General features: G+C 61.1%; 13 protein-coding genes and 1 pseudogene. 12 read left to right on the forward strand and 2 right to left on the reverse strand.

What is annotated here, in order from left to right; all coding sequences use genetic code 11:
- Both D3M70_RS28275 and D3M70_RS28280 read left to right on the forward strand, forming a co-directional pair.
- Window positions 1-868: hypothetical protein (locus tag D3M70_RS28275; RefSeq protein WP_218568459.1), on the forward strand; the 868-nt coding region annotated here is incomplete at its 5' end.
- Between the two features lie 82 nt (window positions 869-950).
- The gene (locus tag D3M70_RS28280; protein ID WP_120129221.1) at window positions 951-2,300 is read left to right on the forward strand and encodes a gluconate:H+ symporter; all 1,350 of its coding nucleotides are present in this window, start codon (window positions 951-953) and stop codon (window positions 2,298-2,300) included.
- 66 nt (window positions 2,301-2,366) lie between these two features.
- Here the strand turns inward: D3M70_RS28280 and D3M70_RS28285 are convergent, their stop codons facing one another.
- Window positions 2,367-3,386, reverse strand: coding sequence for a branched-chain amino acid aminotransferase (locus D3M70_RS28285; protein WP_120129222.1), 1,020 nt, complete (start codon window positions 3,384-3,386; stop codon window positions 2,367-2,369).
- Between the two features lie 248 nt (window positions 3,387-3,634).
- Here D3M70_RS28285 and D3M70_RS28290 point away from each other — a divergent pair, with 248 nt between their 5' ends.
- Both D3M70_RS28290 and D3M70_RS28295 read left to right on the forward strand, forming a co-directional pair.
- On the forward strand, window positions 3,635-4,402 hold the full coding sequence (locus tag D3M70_RS28290; protein WP_120129224.1) for an MBL fold metallo-hydrolase: 768 nt from the start codon (window positions 3,635-3,637) through the stop codon (window positions 4,400-4,402).
- Between the two features lie 153 nt (window positions 4,403-4,555).
- The gene (locus D3M70_RS28295) at window positions 4,556-5,401 is read left to right on the forward strand and encodes an NAD-dependent protein deacetylase (protein ID WP_120129225.1); all 846 of its coding nucleotides are present in this window, start codon (window positions 4,556-4,558) and stop codon (window positions 5,399-5,401) included.
- Between the two features lie 223 nt (window positions 5,402-5,624).
- Here the strand turns inward: D3M70_RS28295 and D3M70_RS28300 are convergent, their stop codons facing one another.
- Window positions 5,625-6,734, reverse strand: coding sequence for a DUF2817 domain-containing protein (locus tag D3M70_RS28300; protein WP_120129227.1), 1,110 nt, complete (start codon window positions 6,732-6,734; stop codon window positions 5,625-5,627).
- Window positions 6,735-7,958: 1,224 nt separating this feature from the next.
- Between D3M70_RS28300 and D3M70_RS28305 the strand changes: the two genes are divergently transcribed.
- From D3M70_RS28305 to D3M70_RS28340, 8 genes and pseudogenes are all read left to right on the forward strand, one after another.
- Window positions 7,959-8,798 carry an energy transducer TonB gene (locus D3M70_RS28305; RefSeq protein ID WP_120129228.1) on the forward strand — a complete coding sequence of 280 codons (840 nt, stop codon included), beginning with the start codon at window positions 7,959-7,961 and terminating at the stop codon, window positions 8,796-8,798.
- 49 nt (window positions 8,799-8,847) lie between these two features.
- Window positions 8,848-9,555 (forward strand): MotA/TolQ/ExbB proton channel family protein, encoded by a 708-nt coding sequence (locus D3M70_RS28310; RefSeq protein ID WP_120129230.1) that lies wholly within the window; start codon window positions 8,848-8,850, stop codon window positions 9,553-9,555.
- Window positions 9,555-9,956 (forward strand): biopolymer transporter ExbD, encoded by a 402-nt coding sequence (locus D3M70_RS28315; protein ID WP_120129231.1) that lies wholly within the window; start codon window positions 9,555-9,557, stop codon window positions 9,954-9,956. Before D3M70_RS28310 ends, D3M70_RS28315 begins: the two co-directional genes overlap by 1 nt.
- 396 nt (window positions 9,957-10,352) lie before the next feature.
- Window positions 10,353-12,852: pseudogene (locus D3M70_RS28320) on the forward strand (TonB-dependent receptor); the annotation flags it as partial.
- A gap of 154 nt (window positions 12,853-13,006) precedes the next feature.
- On the forward strand, window positions 13,007-14,974 hold the full coding sequence (locus D3M70_RS28325) for an extracellular solute-binding protein (RefSeq protein WP_256660019.1): 1,968 nt from the start codon (window positions 13,007-13,009) through the stop codon (window positions 14,972-14,974).
- Window position 14,975: 1 nt separating this feature from the next.
- Window positions 14,976-16,046 carry a microcin C ABC transporter permease YejB gene (locus D3M70_RS28330; RefSeq protein ID WP_120129234.1) on the forward strand — a complete coding sequence of 357 codons (1,071 nt, stop codon included), beginning with the start codon at window positions 14,976-14,978 and terminating at the stop codon, window positions 16,044-16,046.
- Complete coding sequence (locus D3M70_RS28335) at window positions 16,046-17,068, forward strand: ABC transporter permease (protein ID WP_120129236.1); 1,023 nt, start codon at window positions 16,046-16,048, stop codon at window positions 17,066-17,068. The genes D3M70_RS28330 and D3M70_RS28335 overlap by 1 nt, the downstream gene beginning before the upstream one ends.
- 18 nt (window positions 17,069-17,086) lie before the next feature.
- Window positions 17,087-18,703 carry an ABC transporter ATP-binding protein gene (locus D3M70_RS28340; RefSeq protein WP_256660025.1) on the forward strand — a complete coding sequence of 539 codons (1,617 nt, stop codon included), beginning with the start codon at window positions 17,087-17,089 and terminating at the stop codon, window positions 18,701-18,703.
- The last annotated feature ends 192 nt before the right edge of the window (window positions 18,704-18,895 follow it).

The raw sequence follows: 18,895 nt of genomic DNA on the forward strand, positions 1-18,895 counted from the left end.
CCGTGTGTTGGGTCTGGAGATCGTCGCTGCCGGCAAGTCCAGCGAATACGACCTGGTGTTCAATCCAGAGGCAGGCACCATTACCCAACTCGATCAGACCATTTCTGCTCCGGCGATGGGCGATCTGTTGCGACTGGGTGATGACATTCCTGCGACACTGGCTGCCCGCCGCGCTGCGCTCAATGGCTTGAAAACATCAGCCACTGCCGACTATTGCGAAATGTCGGTCGTCGCGACCAACACCGGGATGATTCCCGACGTCGAACTGTTGCACTACCCCATCGCGCGAACCAGCGAACTGGCAGACATCTATGCGCTGCGCGAGGACGGCGGCGTGCTGAGCCAGGAAGGCGTGATTGAAGTCTTCAACGTGCTGCGCCTGCCGGATGAGGCAAGCTTCGCGGGCGGCGTGTTCGTCATTGTCCGTACCCACGACAAGGAAACCTGGGATCTGCTGGCACAGAAAGGCCACGTAGTCAGCCGCAACGGCCGCTACGCATGCATGTATCTGCCTTACCACTTCATGGGCGTGGAAACACCCATTACCCTGCTCAATGCCGTGCTGCACAACCGCGCCTCCGGCTCCGCAAAACCGACCCAATGCACGGTTCTGGGTGGACGCGCGACGGTGGACATCCCCGCCGGCACCGTTTTGAAAATGGGTGGTCACCACCATGACGTCACCGGCGTGCAGGCCGTTCTGCTGGCCGCCAAAGACGCAGCCCACGACGTAGCACCTCTCTATCTGGCCGCGCATGCCACTGCTGCAAGAGACATCAAAGCCGGGTCCCTGTTGCTGATCTCCGATCTGCAAGGCTACGACGCTGACCTGCATGAAGCCTGGCGCGCAGGGCGTCAAGAGGTTTGATCGATGGCGCCCGCCTCGCAGCGGGCGCTCACTCAGACGCAGTCCCTGAAATCACTCGTGTAGAAACAGGTTCAACAAAAAAATGAATAGCGAACTGTTTACCTTCTCGATGGCGGCGGGCGCCATCGTGGTTTTGATTGTGCTCATTACCAAGCTCAAACTTAACCCCTTTCTCGCACTGACGCTGACCGCCATCGGTCTGGGTGTCCTCAGCGGCGTCAGCTCGGCAGAGACCGTCGACAGCTTTGCAAAAGGCTTTGGTGGCGCTCTTGCCAAAACAGGTCCGGTGATCGGACTTGGCACGCTGCTCGGGGGTATTTTGCTCGGTTCCGGTGGTGCTGACAGAATCGCCAACGCCTTTATCGGCAAACGCCCCGTTCAGTACGCACCGTGGGCCATCTGCGCCGCGGCGCTGTTGATCGGCATGCCGCATCTGTTCGACGTCAGCTTCATCATGCTCGCGCCCCTGGTGTACACCGTCGCCAAACGCACCAACAGCCATTTGCTGTATATCGGCTTGCCGCTGGCCGCCGGTCTCTACGTGTCACATGGTCTGCTACCGCCGCACCCCGCTCCGACACTGGCGGTGGCGGCGTTCCACGCCAACACCGGACTGACGATCTTCTACGGACTGCTCATTGCCATACCGGTCGCCGTGATCTGCGGGCCACTGTTCACCAAGGTCATCAGTCCATGGTTCGGCCCTGCACCTGATCTGACCGCAGGCCCCGTCGGCGCTCGCGAAGTGGTGGAAGGACAGCCTCAGGCCTCCTTGACCGCCTCGATCATCGCCGTACTGCTACCGCCAGGGTTGATGCTCATCGGTACGCTGGGGCTCGCTTACAACCCAAAAGGCAGCGCATTCTTCGGGTTCTTCAACGCACTCAACAACCCCATCCTGTCGCTGATGGCCGCCGTCATCTTTGCCTTCTTCGCCTTGGGCTTGCGGGCCGGCTTCAGCCTCGGCCAAGTGCAGAAAATGGCTGGGCAAGGCTTGGCACCACTGGGGGCCATCGTGATGATCCTCGGTGCTGGCGGCGGCTTCAAAGAAATGCTCACCACCACCCATCTTGATGTGTTGATCACTCATCACGCGTCAGGCTGGGCGATCAATCCGTTGATACTGAGCTGGGGGATTGCGGCGCTGCTGCGCATTTGCCTGGGTTCGGCAACGGTGGCCACGGTGGCGGCAACCGGCATCGTCGCGCCGCTGGCGCTGGCTCACCCGGAGCTGTCACCCGAGTTGCTGGTGCTCGCCACGGCATCGGGCGCAGTGATGCTCTCCCACGTCAACGACTCAGGTTTCTGGTTATTCAAAGAGTATTTCCAGCTGACCGTGGCGCAGACGTTCCGGACCTGGACGTTGATGCTCTGCCTGCAGTCGCTGATCGGGCTGATCGGTGTGCTGGTGATCGAAGCCGTCATCCGCTGACCCCTCGCCATAAAAAAAACACCGCCAGAAGGCGGTGTTTTTTTTGTGCGTTCGCTTTACGAAGACTCAGACCTTGACGATCCAGCCCGCTGGGCCTTCGATATCGCCGAACTGGATGCCGGTCAGTTCCTTGTACAGGCGCTGAGTCACCGGGCCAACTTCGGTTTCGCTGTGGAACACATGCAGCTTGTCTTTGTAGCTGATGCCGCCGATGGGCGTGATCACGGCTGCGGTGCCGCAGGCGCCCGCTTCCTTGAACTGGTCCAGCTTGTCGATGAAGACTTCGCCTTCGGTGACTTTCAGGCCCAGACGGCTCTGTGCCAGTTCGATCAGCGACAGACGGGTGATGCCTGGCAAAACCGACGGCGACTTCGGCGTGATGAACTGGTCATCGTGGGTAATGCCGAAGAAGTTGGCCGAACCGACTTCCTCGATCTTCGAGTGGGTCAGCGGGTCAAGGTAAATGGCGTCGGCGAAGCCGTGCTTCTTGGCTTCGCTGCCCGGCATCATGCTCGCCGCGTAGTTGCCGCCCACTTTGGCGGCGCCGGTGCCCTGTGGGGCCGCGCGGTCGTAGCTGGAGATCACGAAGTTATGTGGCTTCATGCCGCCCTTGAAGTACGGACCGACCGGGATACAGAACACCGAGAAGATGAACTCGGGCGCCGCACGCACGCCGATGTTGTCGCCCACGCCGATCACGAACGGACGCAGGTACAGGGCGCCGCCGGTGCCGTAAGGAGGAATGAAACGCTCGTTGGCACGCACCACTTCCTTGCACGCTTCGATGAACATCTCGGTGGGCACATGCGGCATCAGCAGACGGGAGCAACTGCGCTGCATACGCGCGGCGTTCTGGTCAGGGCGGAACAGGTTGATGGAGCCGTCTTTGGCGCGATAGGCCTTCAGGCCTTCGAAGCATTGCTGACCGTAATGCAGCGCGGTCGAGCCTTCGCTGATGTGCAGCACGTTGTCTTCGGTCAGGGTGCCCTGTTCCCACTGACCATCGCGCCAGGTGGACAAGAAGCGCTTGTCAGTCTTGATGTAGTCGAAACCCAGCTTGTCCCAATTAATGCTCTCGTTACCCATGACACCCTCTATTTCCTGGCCAGCACGCCCGGCGGTCGCGAGGGCTGGCGTTTCATCAATATGGTCGTGACGGCTCGGCGCAAGACGTGGCCCCCACCGATGTTGCGCCATATTACTGATTTTTTGCCCGACAAACTGCCTCCGCCGCACCCGAGCTGAAAAAGATCTACCGAAGGGTATCAAGGTGGTTCAAAAAAACCGGCCAACCTGCGAGTCTGACAGCCGTTCTACTTATCCGGGTGCGCGCCATGTTGAGAAAAGTCACAGACCAGTGGTACTCGCTGGAGAAGATCGATGACGCGATCACGCTGATCACCGAGCCTCATGTCACCCCATGGCTGCGCTGCAATATCTGGCACATTCGCGGGCGTGATCAGGACGTGGTGGTCGACACAGGCATGGGCATCTGCAGCCTGCGCGAGGCAGCGAAAAACCTGTTTGGTCAGCGCATCAGCGCCGTCGCCAGCCATGTGCATCTGGATCATGTGGGGTGTCATCACGAGTTCGACGAATGTCTGGTGCACAGCGCCGAAGCCGACGGCCTGCGCGGCTCGGACGGGTATTTCACCCTGGTGGAACCTGACTTCAACCCTAACGATTTCAGCCTGGCGACTCTCGGTGGCGAGCGATTGGGCCCGATCATCAGCGCACTGCCCTCCCCCGATTACGACCTGGACAGCTGGAAGATCCAGGCCGCCAACGTCACCCGCACGCTGGAAGAAGGTGACGTGGTGGATCTGGGCAACCGGCATTTCGAAGTCCTGCACCTGCCCGGCCACTCGCCAGGCAGCATCGGCTTGTGGGAGGTCAGGACTCAGACGCTGTTTTCCGGCGATGCTATCTATGACGGCGAACTGCTGGATAATCTGGCCCACTCCTCTGTCGAGGATTACCTGCGTACCATGCAACGCCTGCGCGAACTGCCTGCCCGCGTGGTGCACGGCGGACACTGCAACAGCTTCGGCCGCGAACGGCTGATCGAACTGGCGGACGCCTACCTGAAGAAGTTCGACTGAACACCGCCCGTTGACCACGCCCCGCTTCAGATCAAGGATGACCTACGACCGATTCCCGCTAAAGCCTGCCCAAGCGTTGGCGTTCCTTCAGATATACCCATCGCCTCACCTCGTTTAGTATCAGCCCACCGCCGCGCTCACGAGGACCTGTGCATGTTCGATACGCCTGCCCATTCCAACGTTGAATCCCTGTTGCACTGGATGAAAGAGCGAACCTTCGTGGTGCTCACGGGCGCGGGCATCAGTACTTCGTCCGGGATTCCCGATTACCGGGACAGCGAAGGCGTACGCCGCGGGCGGCAACCGATGATGTTTCAGGAATTCCTCAACGCACCCGACGCCCGCCGCCGTTACTGGGCCCGGGCCATGCTCGGCTGGCCACGGGTTCGCGCCGCGCAACCCAACGCCGCGCACGAAGCGCTGGCGACCCTGCAGAACCACAAGCTGATCAGCGGCGTCATCACCCAAAACGTCGACACACTGCACGATCAGGCCGGCAGCGAGGATGTGATCGAGCTGCACGGCAGTCTGCACTGGGTGGTTTGTCTGGACTGCAAGCGGCGCACCGAGCGTGACGTGGTTCAGGTCACCTTGCTGGAGCAGAACCCCTATCTGGCCGGCATCGATGCGGTGCAGGCGCCGGACGGCGACACCCTGCTGGACCCGGCGTTCGAAGAACGCTTTCACGTGCCGCACTGCCCCCATTGCGGTGGCGAGCGAATGAAACCCGACGTGGTGTTTTTCGGCGAAAACGTCGCGCCACCGACTGCCGCCCGAGCCATGAAAAGCGTCGAGCAGGCAGAAGGGTTGCTGGTGGTCGGGTCATCGCTGATGGCGTTTTCGGCGTTTCGCCTGTGCCGCGCCGTTGCCGATCAGGGCAAGCCTCTGATTGCGATCAACCTGGGCAAGACCCGCGCCGACGAACTGCTGACCCTGAAAATCGGCGCGTCGTGCGAGGTATTGTTACCGGCATTGGCGCAGCGGCTCGTGAGTCTGTAGCTGCACGGCTACAGGGTTTGCGTCGTGGCGCGATGATTGTTCCCACGCTCCGCGTGGTAACGCTGCGATTGACGCTCCGCGCCAAAGGGGACGCGGAGCGTCCTGCAAGGCATTCCCACGCTGGAGCGTGGGAACGATCATGGATAGTCGGCTCCCACAGGATTGGTTTTCCATCCGTGATTTCGGCTCGCCGTCAATCTGCGCACGGCTTGCCGGCGGTGGTTCAGCGGTTGATCTGCGGCAGCGCCAGCAACGCCTTTTCCCAGATCTGTCGGGTTCTGACCCACACCACTTCCTGCCAGTCGGGGTCTGTGGGGTAGAACTGTTCCAGCAACCCTTGCTTGATCCGGCGACCGGTTTCGTCGAGGGGATCGCCGTGCAGGTGCAGCCAGTGATCATCGCGCAGGTGTCCGTGGACGATCTCGCCCGCGTAAGTGCCGCACTCGATGACAAAGGGCATCAGGTGCACGCCGGGCAAGGCATCCAGCAGCATTTGCGAGGTGTAGCCGGTGGACGTCGCTGCCACGCCGGTTTCGCTGATCTGATGGGCGCCGGTGATCAGGGTGAACAGCCAGGGCCCGAACAGCGCCTTGGCGTCCTTCAGCGCCGGATAGGCCGACTCGACGATGCTCATCAGCATCGGATGCCCGTAATCCCCCGCCCCGGTGTGCAGATCGAAGCACGCCGCCACGTCAACGTCGCTCAGGTGCTGCTTGACGATGCTGCGCAAGGTCCGGTTCGACCAACTGGGCTCGCTGCCGCCGTAAAACAGCCAGTCGGCGAAGCGGTACTGCCCTGCTTCCACCACCGACATCAAGCCTGACCAGCCCTTGTTCGCTATTGCCGCGGCGAACAACGCATCCGCCCGATCGCGCAACGGGCCCTGTAACTGTTGGCACGCGTAAATCGGGTGCACATCGTCATAGGCACTGTTGTCGGGCAGCGGCTTGTCGAAATTCAGGTAGTTGCGGTTCTGATCGAGATTGTCTTCGTTGACCCGACGCATCCAGGCCGTGCCCCACGGGTTGATCAGGTGAATCATCAACACGGCCACGTCCTCTGGCAGTGCACGATCCTTCAGGCTCTCAAGCCAGCGGCTCTGGCAATCGGAGCCGTAATAGCCCTCCACGCCATGGGTGCCGCTGAGCGCCACCAGAACCTTGCGGGCGTCCGCCGGGCCGAGCCAGGCGACATCGGTAAACAACGCCTCGCCGAACGGACCTCGGAGCGGATGAGCGTACTTGCTGAGCGTTGCGCCGATTGCCGTCGCAGCCATCAGGAGACGTTCACGAAGCTGACGATACCCCGGCTGGGCAGGGAAAAACTGGCTCATCGAAACCCTCTCGGATAAAAGCAAACAGGATCGAAACAGGCGCTGCACACAGCGTCAAATGTCCAGCGCAGCAAAAATGTTACAAAAAGACATCTTTCTGGCACATTTTTTTCAAGTATTTTTCACAAGTGGAACGTCAGTACCACCAGAAGGCTCTCGAACCCAGCAAAGCCGTGAGTCTACGCTGCCAAGCGGTGCGCAACACGCACCAAAGTGCAGGAAACGGACACCACCCTGTCCAATAACAGTGCAGGACGCAAACCAAAAGTCTGGCGTCCGTCGATAAGGAATTCGATTCGTGTCTCATATGTCTCTGCTGTCATTGGTAAAACCCCGCTGTGCTCCGCTTCGCTGCCCGTGTGAGCTCACTGCTCCCGGGACAAATCCTCTCCCCGCCACACCCTGCGCCCTCGCCTGCGGCGACTCCAGCGTCTGATTCCAGACTCCACCTGTTCCCGCGACCCGCTGCTTGATGGCGGCCGTGCTTTATTTTTTTTAGTCACCGAACACGCTTTGTTCTTATTCCCGAACCTGATGACGGAACCTTAATAAACACATAACCGCCGCACTTGTAGACACGGGACAGTCCCGGATCAAACAGTACACATAAATTCAATAGCCATCACTAATCGGTGGACGCATTCGCTCAATCTTGAAAAAGCCGTGGACAACTTCCGTCACGGATCTCTCACGCTATAACAGGAGTTCATTCATGCAACGATAATACTCGCGCACCAATTCGAACCCTAACTACCGAGTTTGGTGCAGGCCCTCCAACCTTCCAGTTCTCGAACCTTCGCGACTGTTATTCGCCACGTTCGATGGACGCGCTCGCCGCGAATTCCTGAATTGGTTCCAAAGGTCCAGAGGGGTCCGAAAACGTTTTAACCTTTGATTCGATAAAAAATTACAGGAATGCGACATTCACGCAAAAACCGCTGAAAACTGCGTCGCAGAGGCCTTCGCTGGCATAGCGGTTGCTTTTACAGGCTTGTTGGCATTTCGACACACCGTGATACATCTACGTACACAACAAGAAACCAGGGAATAACAATGTCGTCTCCATAACCCAACTGCTGCATTGCTTCCGATAAAGAGTCGACAACTCTGCTTGTCGCTTACGGGTGTTTTGCGCCTCACAAAAGTGCAAACATCAAGCATTCGAACATTCACGAAATGTTTGGACGGAACCTTATTGCCCTTCAACGACCCGAGGGAGCTTTAATGAACGACGCGGTAAAAATGAAAGCATTACCCGACCCGTCCCCGGATGAACTTTCCAGGGCCTGGCCGAGTATTCCTTTCAAGGAAAACACTTCACGTCCTGGCGGGTTGAACAGGCCGCAGGTGTTGTTATTGATTGCCGCTTCGGTCCTTATTCACGGCGCCATCTGGTGGTACATGCAAACTGCAAAAGCCGATGTGCCGGAAGTGGCGCCGCAAGTGCCCGAGATGACCGTCGAGTTGACCAGTCCGACACCCCCGACACCGGAACCACCGCCTCCTGAGCCACCGCCACCGCCACCGCCGCCACCTCCACCACCACCTCCGGAACCGGAGCAGCCAGTGGAAGACCCGGACGCGGTCAAGCCGCCACCCAAACCGGTGGAGAAGCCCAAGGTCGAGAAACCCAAGCCGGTAAAAAAACCGGAACCGGTGAAAAAGCCGACGCCGCCTGCGCCGCCCGTACCCGCAGCGCCGAGCACACCTGCGCCGCCAGCGCCGACACCCGCTCCGCCAGCTCCCGCGGCGCCGGCTGCGCCTGCGGCCCCGGTCAAGGAATCGGCAGCGATTTCGGGCCTTGCAAGCCTGGGCAACCCGCCACCGGAATACCCCGGCGCGGCCCTGCGCAAAGGCATGGAAGGTCGCGTGATTCTGCGTATCAAGGTGCTGCCCAACGGTCGCGCCGGCAGTGTCGAGGTGACCAAGTCCAGCGGCAAGCAGGTACTGGACGATGCCGCGGTGGAGACGGTGCGCAACTGGAAGTTCATTCCAGCCAAGCGCGGCGACACGCCGATCGAAGGCTTCGCGACCCAGACCATCGATTTCAAGTTGCCGGAATGACCGGCAGGCAAACGACTGACAACTCTTATATAGCTGGTGAGGTGTAACCATGAACGAATCGCTCTCTTCCATGATTGTCCCTGGCGTGCTCTGGGCACTGGTGCTGTTCTCTGTGCTGAGTTGGGGCTTGCTGCTGATCAAGTCCGCGCAATACCTGAAACAGAAAACCCAGAACAAACAGTTCACCAAAGCCTTCTGGACCGCGCCGGACCTTCTGACCGCCGCCGAACATGCCTCCCAGTACCCAGGCTCTCTGGCGCGCATCGCCAACAGCGGTTTCGAGGCCATGGCCGTCGAAGAAACCCCACGTACCACCCAGCAACTGGCCCACACCATCAACCGTTCGGACCGTCTGGAGCGCAACCTGCGCCAGCAGATCCAGAAAGAACGACGCTCGCTGGAAGCCGGCCAGGCGATCCTCGCCAGTATCGGCAGCACCGCGCCGTTCATCGGCCTGTTCGGTACCGTCTGGGGGATCATGGAAGCGTTGCAGAGCATCGGCGCCAGCGGCTCGGCCAGCCTAGAAACCGTCGCCGGCCCCATCGGCCACGCGCTGATCGCCACCGGTGTCGGCATCGCGGTCGCCGTGCCTGCGGTGCTGATCTACAACTTCTTCCTGCGTCGCCTGAAACTGGCCGTGGCCGACATGGACGACTTCGCCCATGACTTCGACGCCCTCGCCCAACGCAGCGCCTTCGCGGTCAGCCGCCAGGCAATCGCGCAAAAGAACGGCCAGACCGTTCGGGAGGCCAGCTGATGTCTTTCTCTACCCAAGACAGCGATGAAGTGCTCAGCGAAATGAACGTCACGCCACTGGTGGACGTGATGCTGGTGCTGCTGGTGGTGTTCATCGTCACCGCGCCGCTGATGACCAATGCGATCAAGGTCAACCTGCCGAAAACCGACGCCGTGGCCCCCGCCGAAAAGAAGGACCCGGTGGTGGTCAGCGTCGATCAGGACGGCAAGTTCTACCTCGCCAAATCCGAGATCGCCCCGGAATCGCTGGAGGTCAGCCTCAAGGACGTCAAGGCCAAGGACCCGGAGGTGCGCGTGCAATTGCAGGCGGACACCAGCGTCAACTATGGCCAGGTGGCCAAGGCCATGGCGTCCATCGAGCGCTCGGGTATCACCAGGATTTCGGTGATGACCTCCAAATGATCGACGCGACATGAATTGAGGGCCGCGCCCGTCGCGGCCCTGCTCACCCTACTCCCGATGTAACGGCCGTCCGTGGTTTTCGCCATGGAGGGGAGCGGCTTGCTTGAAAAAGTGGACTTCCCGACCGCCACAACCGCGTCGGAGCAACGAGGGCTCACAAGGCCATTTCAATAACATCTGGAATAAGTCGGAAATTACCATGCTGATGAGTTTTCCTGGTTTTACCCTCAAGCCCCTGGCTGTTGCCGTACAGCGCCATCCTCGTGCACTGATCTGCGCGCTGGCGATGGGCATGAGCTCGGCCTACGCCGCTGACAGTACCGATGCCGCCGCCGAAGCGGCGCCGGCCAGTGAAGCCGCTGTCCCGGCTGCCGCTGCAGCAGCGCCGGCGACCGNGGTGGACGCCGAAACTGCCGTGCCGATCACGATCATGCGCACCGAAGACCTGAAGAAACAGGGCGTGACCACCACCGCCGAGATCGTCTCGCGCATCACCGGCAGCAACTCCATCGATAACGCCGCAGGCTCTATCGGCAGCGCAACGGGTGGCGCTTCGTTCGCCGACATGCGCGGCATCGGTGCGAACAAGACGCTGATCCTGCTCAACGGCCGCCGCCTGGCCAACAACTCGATGTCCGGCACGCACTCCCAGGGCGGCGCCGTCGACCTGAACACCATTCCTTTCGCCGCCATCGACCGCGTCGAAGTGTTGCGTGACGGCGCCTCGGCCCTCTACGGCACCGACGCCATCGGCGGGGTGATCAACTTCATCACCAAGAAAACCCTGACCGAAGGCAACCTCGAACTGGGTGGCAGCATGGCCGACGCCAGCGGTGGCGGCGGCACCAAAGACATGAGCGGCAGCTGGGGTTTCGGTGATCTGGAGCAGGACCGTTTCAACGTCATGGGGGTGTTCAACTACGCCACCCAACAGAACCTGGACGCCAACGACCGGACCTTCGCCAAGGACTACGTGCCGGGTCGCGGCCTGGACTCCACGTCGCCTACGCCCTATCCGGCCAACTACAGCCAGAACGGCGGCGCCAGCACCAACCCGTTGTCGGCGAGCAACTGCAACGGGCCGAACCTGATCCCCGGCCAGGGCAACTGCAACTACAGCACGCGTAATTCCATCGACCTGATCCCGCAGACCGAAAAAACCTCGTTCTTCGGCAAGGCCACCGGCAAGCTGGCCGACGATCACAACGTCAGCCTCGAATACTTCTGGGCGCGCAACAACAACGCCGTCGCAATTGCGCCACAACCGCTGACCGGCGTCAGTGTCCCCAATACTTCGCCGTTCTATCCGGGCAACGGCATCACACCATTGCCTAACAACTTCACCCTGGACCCCAATGATCCAGTGGACGTGCGCTGGCGCGAAACCGCCGCCGGAGACCGGGAGCAGAAAGACCAGAACACTGCCCAGCGTTTACTGCTGACCTTCGATGGCAACGTGTCGGGCTGGGATTACAACGTTGGCGCTTCCTACAACCAAAGCAAAGTCGTGAACAGTGTGACCTCAGGTTTTGCCAGCGACTCGGCCCTTACCGACGGCATCCTCAATGGCATCCTCAACCCGTTCGGCCCACAAACGCCGGAAGGCCAGGCCTACATCGATGCCAACCAGTACCACGGCGCGTACAGCACTGCCGTGGGCCGCGTCAGCGCGCTGGACGGTCGTATCAGCCGTGAAATCGGCAACTGGTTCGGCGCAGGTGAAGCCGGTATTGCGCTGGGCGGCGAGTACCGCAAGGAAAAATTCCACCAGACCATCGAAGACTTCGCCGGTGACCTGGACAGCCTGGGGGTCGACCCGGATGCCAGCGTTTCGGGTGATCGCAGCATTCAGGCGCAATACGCCGAACTGAACGTGCCGGTGCTCGACAGCCTGGAATTGTCGGCGGCGGTGCGTCACGACAAATACAGCGACTTCGGCAGCACCACCAACCCGAAATACTCGTTCCGCTTCCAGCCGTTCAAGGAACTGGTGGTGCGTGGCGCCTACAGCGAGGGTTTCCGTGCGCCGTCCCTGTATGAGCTGAACAACCCCAACTACACCACCTACAGCGTCGGCAAATACAACGATCCGCGCCTGTGTACTGGCGGCACGGTGCAGCCAGGCGGCAACGCCGGTCGCGACTGCGGCCTGCAGTTCTACAACCGCACCGGCGGCAACAAGGACCTGCAACCGGAAACCGCACGCAACGTGACCTTTGGTTTCGTCTACCAGCCGGTGCGCAACCTGTCGGTGGGCCTGGACTTCTGGTGGGTCAAGATCGCCAACCAGATCGAGGAGTTCCCCGAGTCTTCGGTGTTCGAGAATCCGGACCTCTACTCCGATCGCATCGTGCGCGCCGCCGATGGCTCGATCGACCACATCGTCACCGGCCTTGCCAACCTGGGCAAGGTCAAGACCAACGGTGTGGACGTCAGCCTCGACTACCTGTTCCCCAACACCCCGTACGGTCAGTTCGGCGCCAACCTGCAAGGCACTTATGTCGATCGCTATGACTATCAGGAAACCCTCGGCGGTGCCTACATCGACCGCGTCGGCGACTATGAAGGCACAGGGGTCTCTGCGCGCTGGAAACACAACCTGGTCGGCACCTGGAACCTGGGGCCTTACCGCGCTTCGGTCACCAACCGCTTCACCACCGGCTACTACGACCAGGATCGCAGCACCAACTCGCGTGTGGCTTCCTACTCCGTGTGGGACATGTCGGCCGGCTATACCTTCGACAAGGCGCTGGATCTCGATGTTGGCGTGAAGAACATGTTCGATCGCAACCCGCCGTTCTCCAACCAGACCGACAACTTCCAGACCGGCTATGACCCACGCTACACCGATCCACTGGGTCGCACGCTGTTCGCCCGCATGAACTACCACTTCTAAGCGACAGCCCCCTGACGCGCTCCTGCTCCGGCGCGTCGGGGTTCTTCTGCGAAATCGCGCCCCCGGCTTTCAGGTCTCGTCCACCTTCCCCGGCCGGGGGATTTTTTCCCAGCGCTTTACGTGCGTCGATCTGTAAACCAAGGATTGCCCGAACATGTGCGCCTCCCCTCTTTCGTTGCGACGGCTGTTGCCCGGCATCGCGCTGCTGTACACCGTGGTCTTTTTCATCTCGCTGCTGTCCGGCGTCCCGATGGCCCTCGCAGCAACTACCCACGCGTTGACCGTCTACGGCGAACCGCCCAAATACCCGGCTGACTTCAAACACTTCGACTACGTCGACCCTTACGCGCCCAAGGGCGGTTCGATGAGTCGCGCGTCCGAGGAAATCGGCCAGTTCAACTACCTGACGCCCTATGTCGATCAGGGGATTTCCGTCAGCCAGATCGACACCTGGGTCTATTCTCCGCTGGCCTATCGTTCGCTGGACGAGCCCTACACCGTGTACGGCCTGGTCGCGGAGAAACTGGAACGCGACCCCGACAACCTGTGGGTGCGTTTCTACCTGAACCCCAAAGCCCGCTTCGATGACGGCACACCGATCACCGCCGAAGACGTGCGCTACACCTACCAGACCCTGATCACCCAGGGCAGCTTCAGTTATCGACCGCTCTACGCTGACGTCAAGGACGTGGTCATCGAGGCGCCGGGTCAGGTTCGCTTCGACTTCAAGAACAACCTCAACCGCACGTTGGCGCTGGACCTGGCCAGCATGCGCATTATCCCCGAGCACTGGTGGAAGGCCCGCGACTTCACCAAAGGCGGCGGTTTCGAGCCGCCACTGGGCAGCGGCCCCTATCGGGTTTCGCGTGTGGATGCCGGGCGCAGCGTCAGTTTTCAGCGGGTCAAAGACTGGTGGGCCAAGGACCTGCCGGTCAGTCGCGGGCTGTACAACTTCGACACCCTGACCGTGAATTTCTACGGTGATGTCGACGTGGCCCGCCAACTGATTCAGGCCGGCAGTTTCGATTACAACCGCGAGTTCTCGTCCTCCGGGTACGTGGTCGGCTACGGCGCGCCGACGCTGCAAGACGGTCGCCTGCAAAAGACCATCCTGGCCAAGCGCCGACCGGTGGCCGGACAAGGCTTTGTGTTCAACCTCGACAACCCCCTCTTCAAAGATCGCCGCGTACGCGAGGCCCTGTCGATGCTGTGGGATTTCGAATGGGTCAACGGCCAGATCATGCGCAACTTCTATGTGCGCGAGCAGACCTATTTCCCCAAGAGCGAAATGGCCGCCACCGAACTGCCCGACGCGCAGGAACTGAGCATTCTCGAACCGTTGCGCGGGCAGGTCCCCGACGAAGTCTTCACCCAGGTCTGGCAAGCGCCGAAGACCGATGGCAGCGGTTATATCCGCGACAAGCAGTTGAAGGCGCTCAAGCTATTGGCCGAGGCCGGCTGGCATGCGAAGAACAATCGGCTGGTGAATGCCGCCGGTCAGCCGCTGGAGTTCACCTTCCTCGACGGCCAGGGCGGTTTCGACCGGCTGGTGCTGCCCTACAAGCGAGTGCTGGCGCAGATCGGCATCACGCTGAACTTTCGCCTCGTCGATTCCGCGCAGTACATGAACCGTCTCAATGCCCGGGACTACGACATGATCGTGGTCACCCTGCCCAACAACGGCAATCCGATCCTGTCTCCCGGCCGCGAGCTGTACAACCTGTTCGGCTCGCAGAGCGCGCGGCAGGTAGGCAGCTCCAACGCCATGGTCTTGCGCAATCCGGCCGTGGATTCACTGATCGACGGGCTGGTCGCCGCCAACAGTCGCGACGACATGCTGCATTACGCCCGCGCGCTGGATCGGGTGCTGCTGTGGGGTTTTTACATGATTCCGAATTACTACTCGCAAGGCACCCCCGCGGTGTTCGCCAACCGTTTCGGCCGGCCAAAGGTCGAGCCGATCTACGACGTGGGTCTGGACAGCTGGTGGCAGGTGAGTGACGTGCCCCTGACCAACCAGGAAATGGCGGCACGCACCGCGCCGCAGACCAGCGCGCCATCTCCCGCGCCATCCGCCCGACAACCCGCCGCCCGACAATCGGCCCAGACGGAGGGACGCTGAGATGCTGGCTTATGCAATGCGTCGCCTGTTGCTGATCATCCCCACCTTGCTGTGCATTCTGGTGGTCAACTTTCTCATCGTGCAGGCTGCGCCCGGAGGGCCGGTGGAACAGGCCATCGCCCGGGTTCAGGGCTTGAGCACCCACGCCGGGGTTGGCGGCGGTGGCGGTGAAGTCGCTGCAAGCGGCAGCGTCAGTCGCAGCTCCCAGGGCCTGGATCCGGCGTTGGTGGAAGCGATCAAGCATCAATACGGCTTTGACAAACCGATGCACGAACGCCTGTGGCTGATGCTGACCCACTACGCGCAACTGGACTTCGGCGACAGCTTCTTTCGCGGCGCGACGGTCACTGGCCTGATTGCCCAGAAACTGCCGGTGACCCTGTCGCTGGGCCTGTGGGCCACGCTGATCACTTACTTGATCTCGATCCCGCTGGGCATTCGCAAAGCGGTGCATCACGGCAGCCGGTTCGATGTCTGGAGCAGCACGCTGATCATCGTCGGCTATGCGATTCCGGCGTTTCTGTTCGCCATTCTGCTGATCGTGATGTTCGCCGGGGGCAGTTATCTGAGCTGGTTTCCGGCCCAGGGGCTGGTCTCCGACAACTTCGACACACTCAGCACGTTCGGCAAGCTGCGCGACTACCTGTGGCACCTGGTGCTGCCCGTCAGTGCGCTGGTGATCGGCGGATTCGCCACCCTGACGATCCTCACCAAGAACAGCTTTCTCAACGAAATCAGCCGCCAGTACGTGGTCACTGCCCGGGCCAAGGGCCTGAGCGAAAACCGCGTGCTCTACGGCCACGTGTTCCGCAACGCGATGCTGCTGGTGGTGGCGGGAATTCCCCAGGCGCTGATTGAAGTGTTCTTCGCCGGTTCTCTGCTGATTGAAACCATTTTCGGCCTGGATGGCATCGGCCGCATGAGTTACGAGGCGGCGGTGTCGCGGGACTACCCGGTGGTATTCGGCACCCTGTTCCTGTTCACCCTGTTCGGCCTGTTGATCAAGTTGGTGGGCGACCTCTGCTACACCCTGGTCGACCCGCGCATCGACTTTTCCGCGAGGAGCGCCTGATGTTCGAGTTTTCACCGCAAAGCAAACGGCGCATGGCCAACTTCAGAGCCAATCGACGGGGCTGGTGGTCGTTGTGGATCTTCGTCGCGCTGCTGACGATCTGCCTGTGCGGCGAATTGATCGCCAACGACCGGCCGCTGCTCGTGCGCTATCAGGGCAATCTGTACTACCCGACGCTGCATCAGTACGTGGAAACCGATTTTGGCGGCGAACTGCCCTTCGAACCCGATTACTCCAGCGATTACGTGCGCAACCTCATCGAGAGCAAAGGCGGCTGGATGCTCTGGGCGCCGATCCCGTTCAGCTACGACACCATCAACTACGATCTGCGCCAGCCATCTCCCAGCCCGCCCAGCGCCCGCAACTGGCTGGGCACCGACGATCAGGCGCGGGACGTGATGGCGCGGGTGCTGTTCGGCACCCGGGTGTCGATTCTGTTCGCCCTGCTGCTGACCGCGATCAGCACCGTGATCGGCGTGTTCGCCGGCGCAATTCAGGGGTATTACGGCGGGATGGCCGACCTGATCGGTCAGCGCCTTCAGGAAATCTGGTCGGGGCTGCCGGTGTTGTACCTGTTGATCATTCTGTCGGGCTTCGTCGAGCCGAGTTTCTGGTGGTTGCTGGGGATCATGGCGTTGTTTTCCTGGCTGGCGCTGGTGGACGTGGTGCGCGCCGAGTTCCTGCGCGGGCGCAATCTGGAGTACGTGAAAGCCGCCCGTGCGCTGGGCCTGACCGACAGCGCGCTGATGTTGCGACACATCCTGCCCAATGCGATGACCAGCACCCTGACCTACCTGCCGTTCATCGTCACCGGCGCGATTGCGACCCTGACGGCGCTGGATTTTCTCGGCTTCGGCATGCCGGCGGGCAGCGCATCGCTGGGTGAACTGATCGGCCAGGCCAAACGCAATCTGCAGGCGCCGTGGCTGGGGCTGACCGCCTTCTGCTCGCTGGCATTGATTCTTTCCCTGTTGGTGTTCATCGGCGAAGCCTGCCGTGATGCCTTCGATCCCAGAACCTGAGGGGCTGCCATGAACGACATGAACGACATGAACGATGACAGCCTGATCGACATCCGCCAGCTGCGGGTAGCCTTCAAGGGCGTCGAGGTGGTCCACGGCATTGACTTGACCATCCGCCGTGGTGAGTGCCTGGCGCTGGTGGGTGAATCAGGGTCGGGCAAATCCGTGACCGCGCACTCGATCCTGCGCCTGCTGCCGCCCAAGACGGTCAGCACCGAAGGCAAGATCTACTACAACGGCATCGACCTGCTGCACGCCAGCGACAGTCAATTGCGCTCGCTGCGCGGGAACCGGATTGCGATGATCTTCCAGGAGCCGATGACCTCACTCAATCCGCTGCACACGGTGGAAAAGCAGATCGGCGAGATTCTGGCGATGCACAAGGGGCTCAAGGGCAAGGCCGCTCGCGACCGTACCCTGGAGCTGCTGGAACTGGTGGGCATTCACAACCCGCTGCATCGGCTCAAGGCCTACCCGCATCAACTGTCCGGCGGCCAGCGGCAACGGGTGATGATTGCCATGGCGCTGGCCAACGAACCGGACCTGCTGATTGCCGACGAGCCGACCACTGCGCTGGACGTGACGGTGCAGGTGAAGATTCTGGAGCTGCTGAAGTCATTGCAGGCACGCCTGGGCATGTCGCTGTTGCTGATCAGCCACGACCTGAACCTGGTCAAACGCATTGCGCAAAGGGTCTGCGTGATGCGCGCCGGGGAAATCGTCGAGCAGGCGGACTGCCAGACGCTGTTTGCCGATCCGCAGCATGAATACAGCCGTCTGCTGATCAACGCCGAGCCCGATGGCGAACCGGTGCCGAGTGTGCATCCCCAGACATTGCTCTCGGTGGACGAGTTGAAGGTCTGGTTCCCGCTGCCCAAGTCCCTGTTCAATCGGGAAAAGCACTACATCAAGGCAGTGGACGGGGTGAGTTTCGAGCTGCTCAAGGGCAAGACGCTGGGGATCGTCGGCGAGTCGGGTTCGGGCAAATCGACACTGGGCCAGGCGATTCTGCGGCTGATCGACTCTGAAGGCAGCATCCGCTTTGGCAACAAGGAATTGAGTCTGCACAGCCAGCACCTGATGCGTCCGCTGCGCAAACGCATGCAGGTGGTGTTTCAGGACCCGTTCGGCAGCCTGAGTCCGCGCATGACCGTGCAGCAGATCATTGCCGAGGGCCTGCTCACCCATGGTATCGGAACCCCGCAGGAACGTGAGCAGACCGTGATCGGGGTGTTGCGCGAAGTGGGGCTCGACCCAGAGGCGCGGCATCGCTATCCCCACGAGTTTTCCGGCGGGCAACGTCAGCGCATCTCGATTGCCCGCGCACTGGTGATGGAGCCGGAGCTGATTCTGCTGGACGAACCGACCTCAGCACTGGACCGCACGGTGCAGAAACAGATCGTCGCGCTGCTGCGGGATTTGCAGATCCGCCACGGCCTGACGTATCTGTTCATCAGTCATGATCTGGCGGTGGTTCACGCCCTGGCCCACGACCTGATCGTGATCAAGGACGGAAAAGTGGTCGAGCAAGGCGCCTCGCGGGAGATATTCGCCCGCCCGCAACAGGCCTATACGCAGGAGCTGCTCAAGGCCTCGGGGTTGGTGTTCGGGGAGGTCGGAACGCATGGCCTTTGATTCTGCCCGAAGGGCGTAGGAGCCAGCCGGGGTGGCGCTCCACCTTGTCGGCGATCTGGCGAGGAGCGGCAGCGAACCCGGTGGATGGGGGTTCGTCTGATCCTGCCAGGGTGCCTAATTTTACTGCTGCTGCGCAGCAGATCGTCGGCAAGCCAGACTCCTACGCCTTCGGCAGAAGCAGAGCGGCGTTGG

This window comes from Pseudomonas sp. LS-2 (assembly GCF_003605735.1).
In the GTDB taxonomy this organism is placed as follows: domain Bacteria; phylum Pseudomonadota; class Gammaproteobacteria; order Pseudomonadales; family Pseudomonadaceae; genus Aquipseudomonas.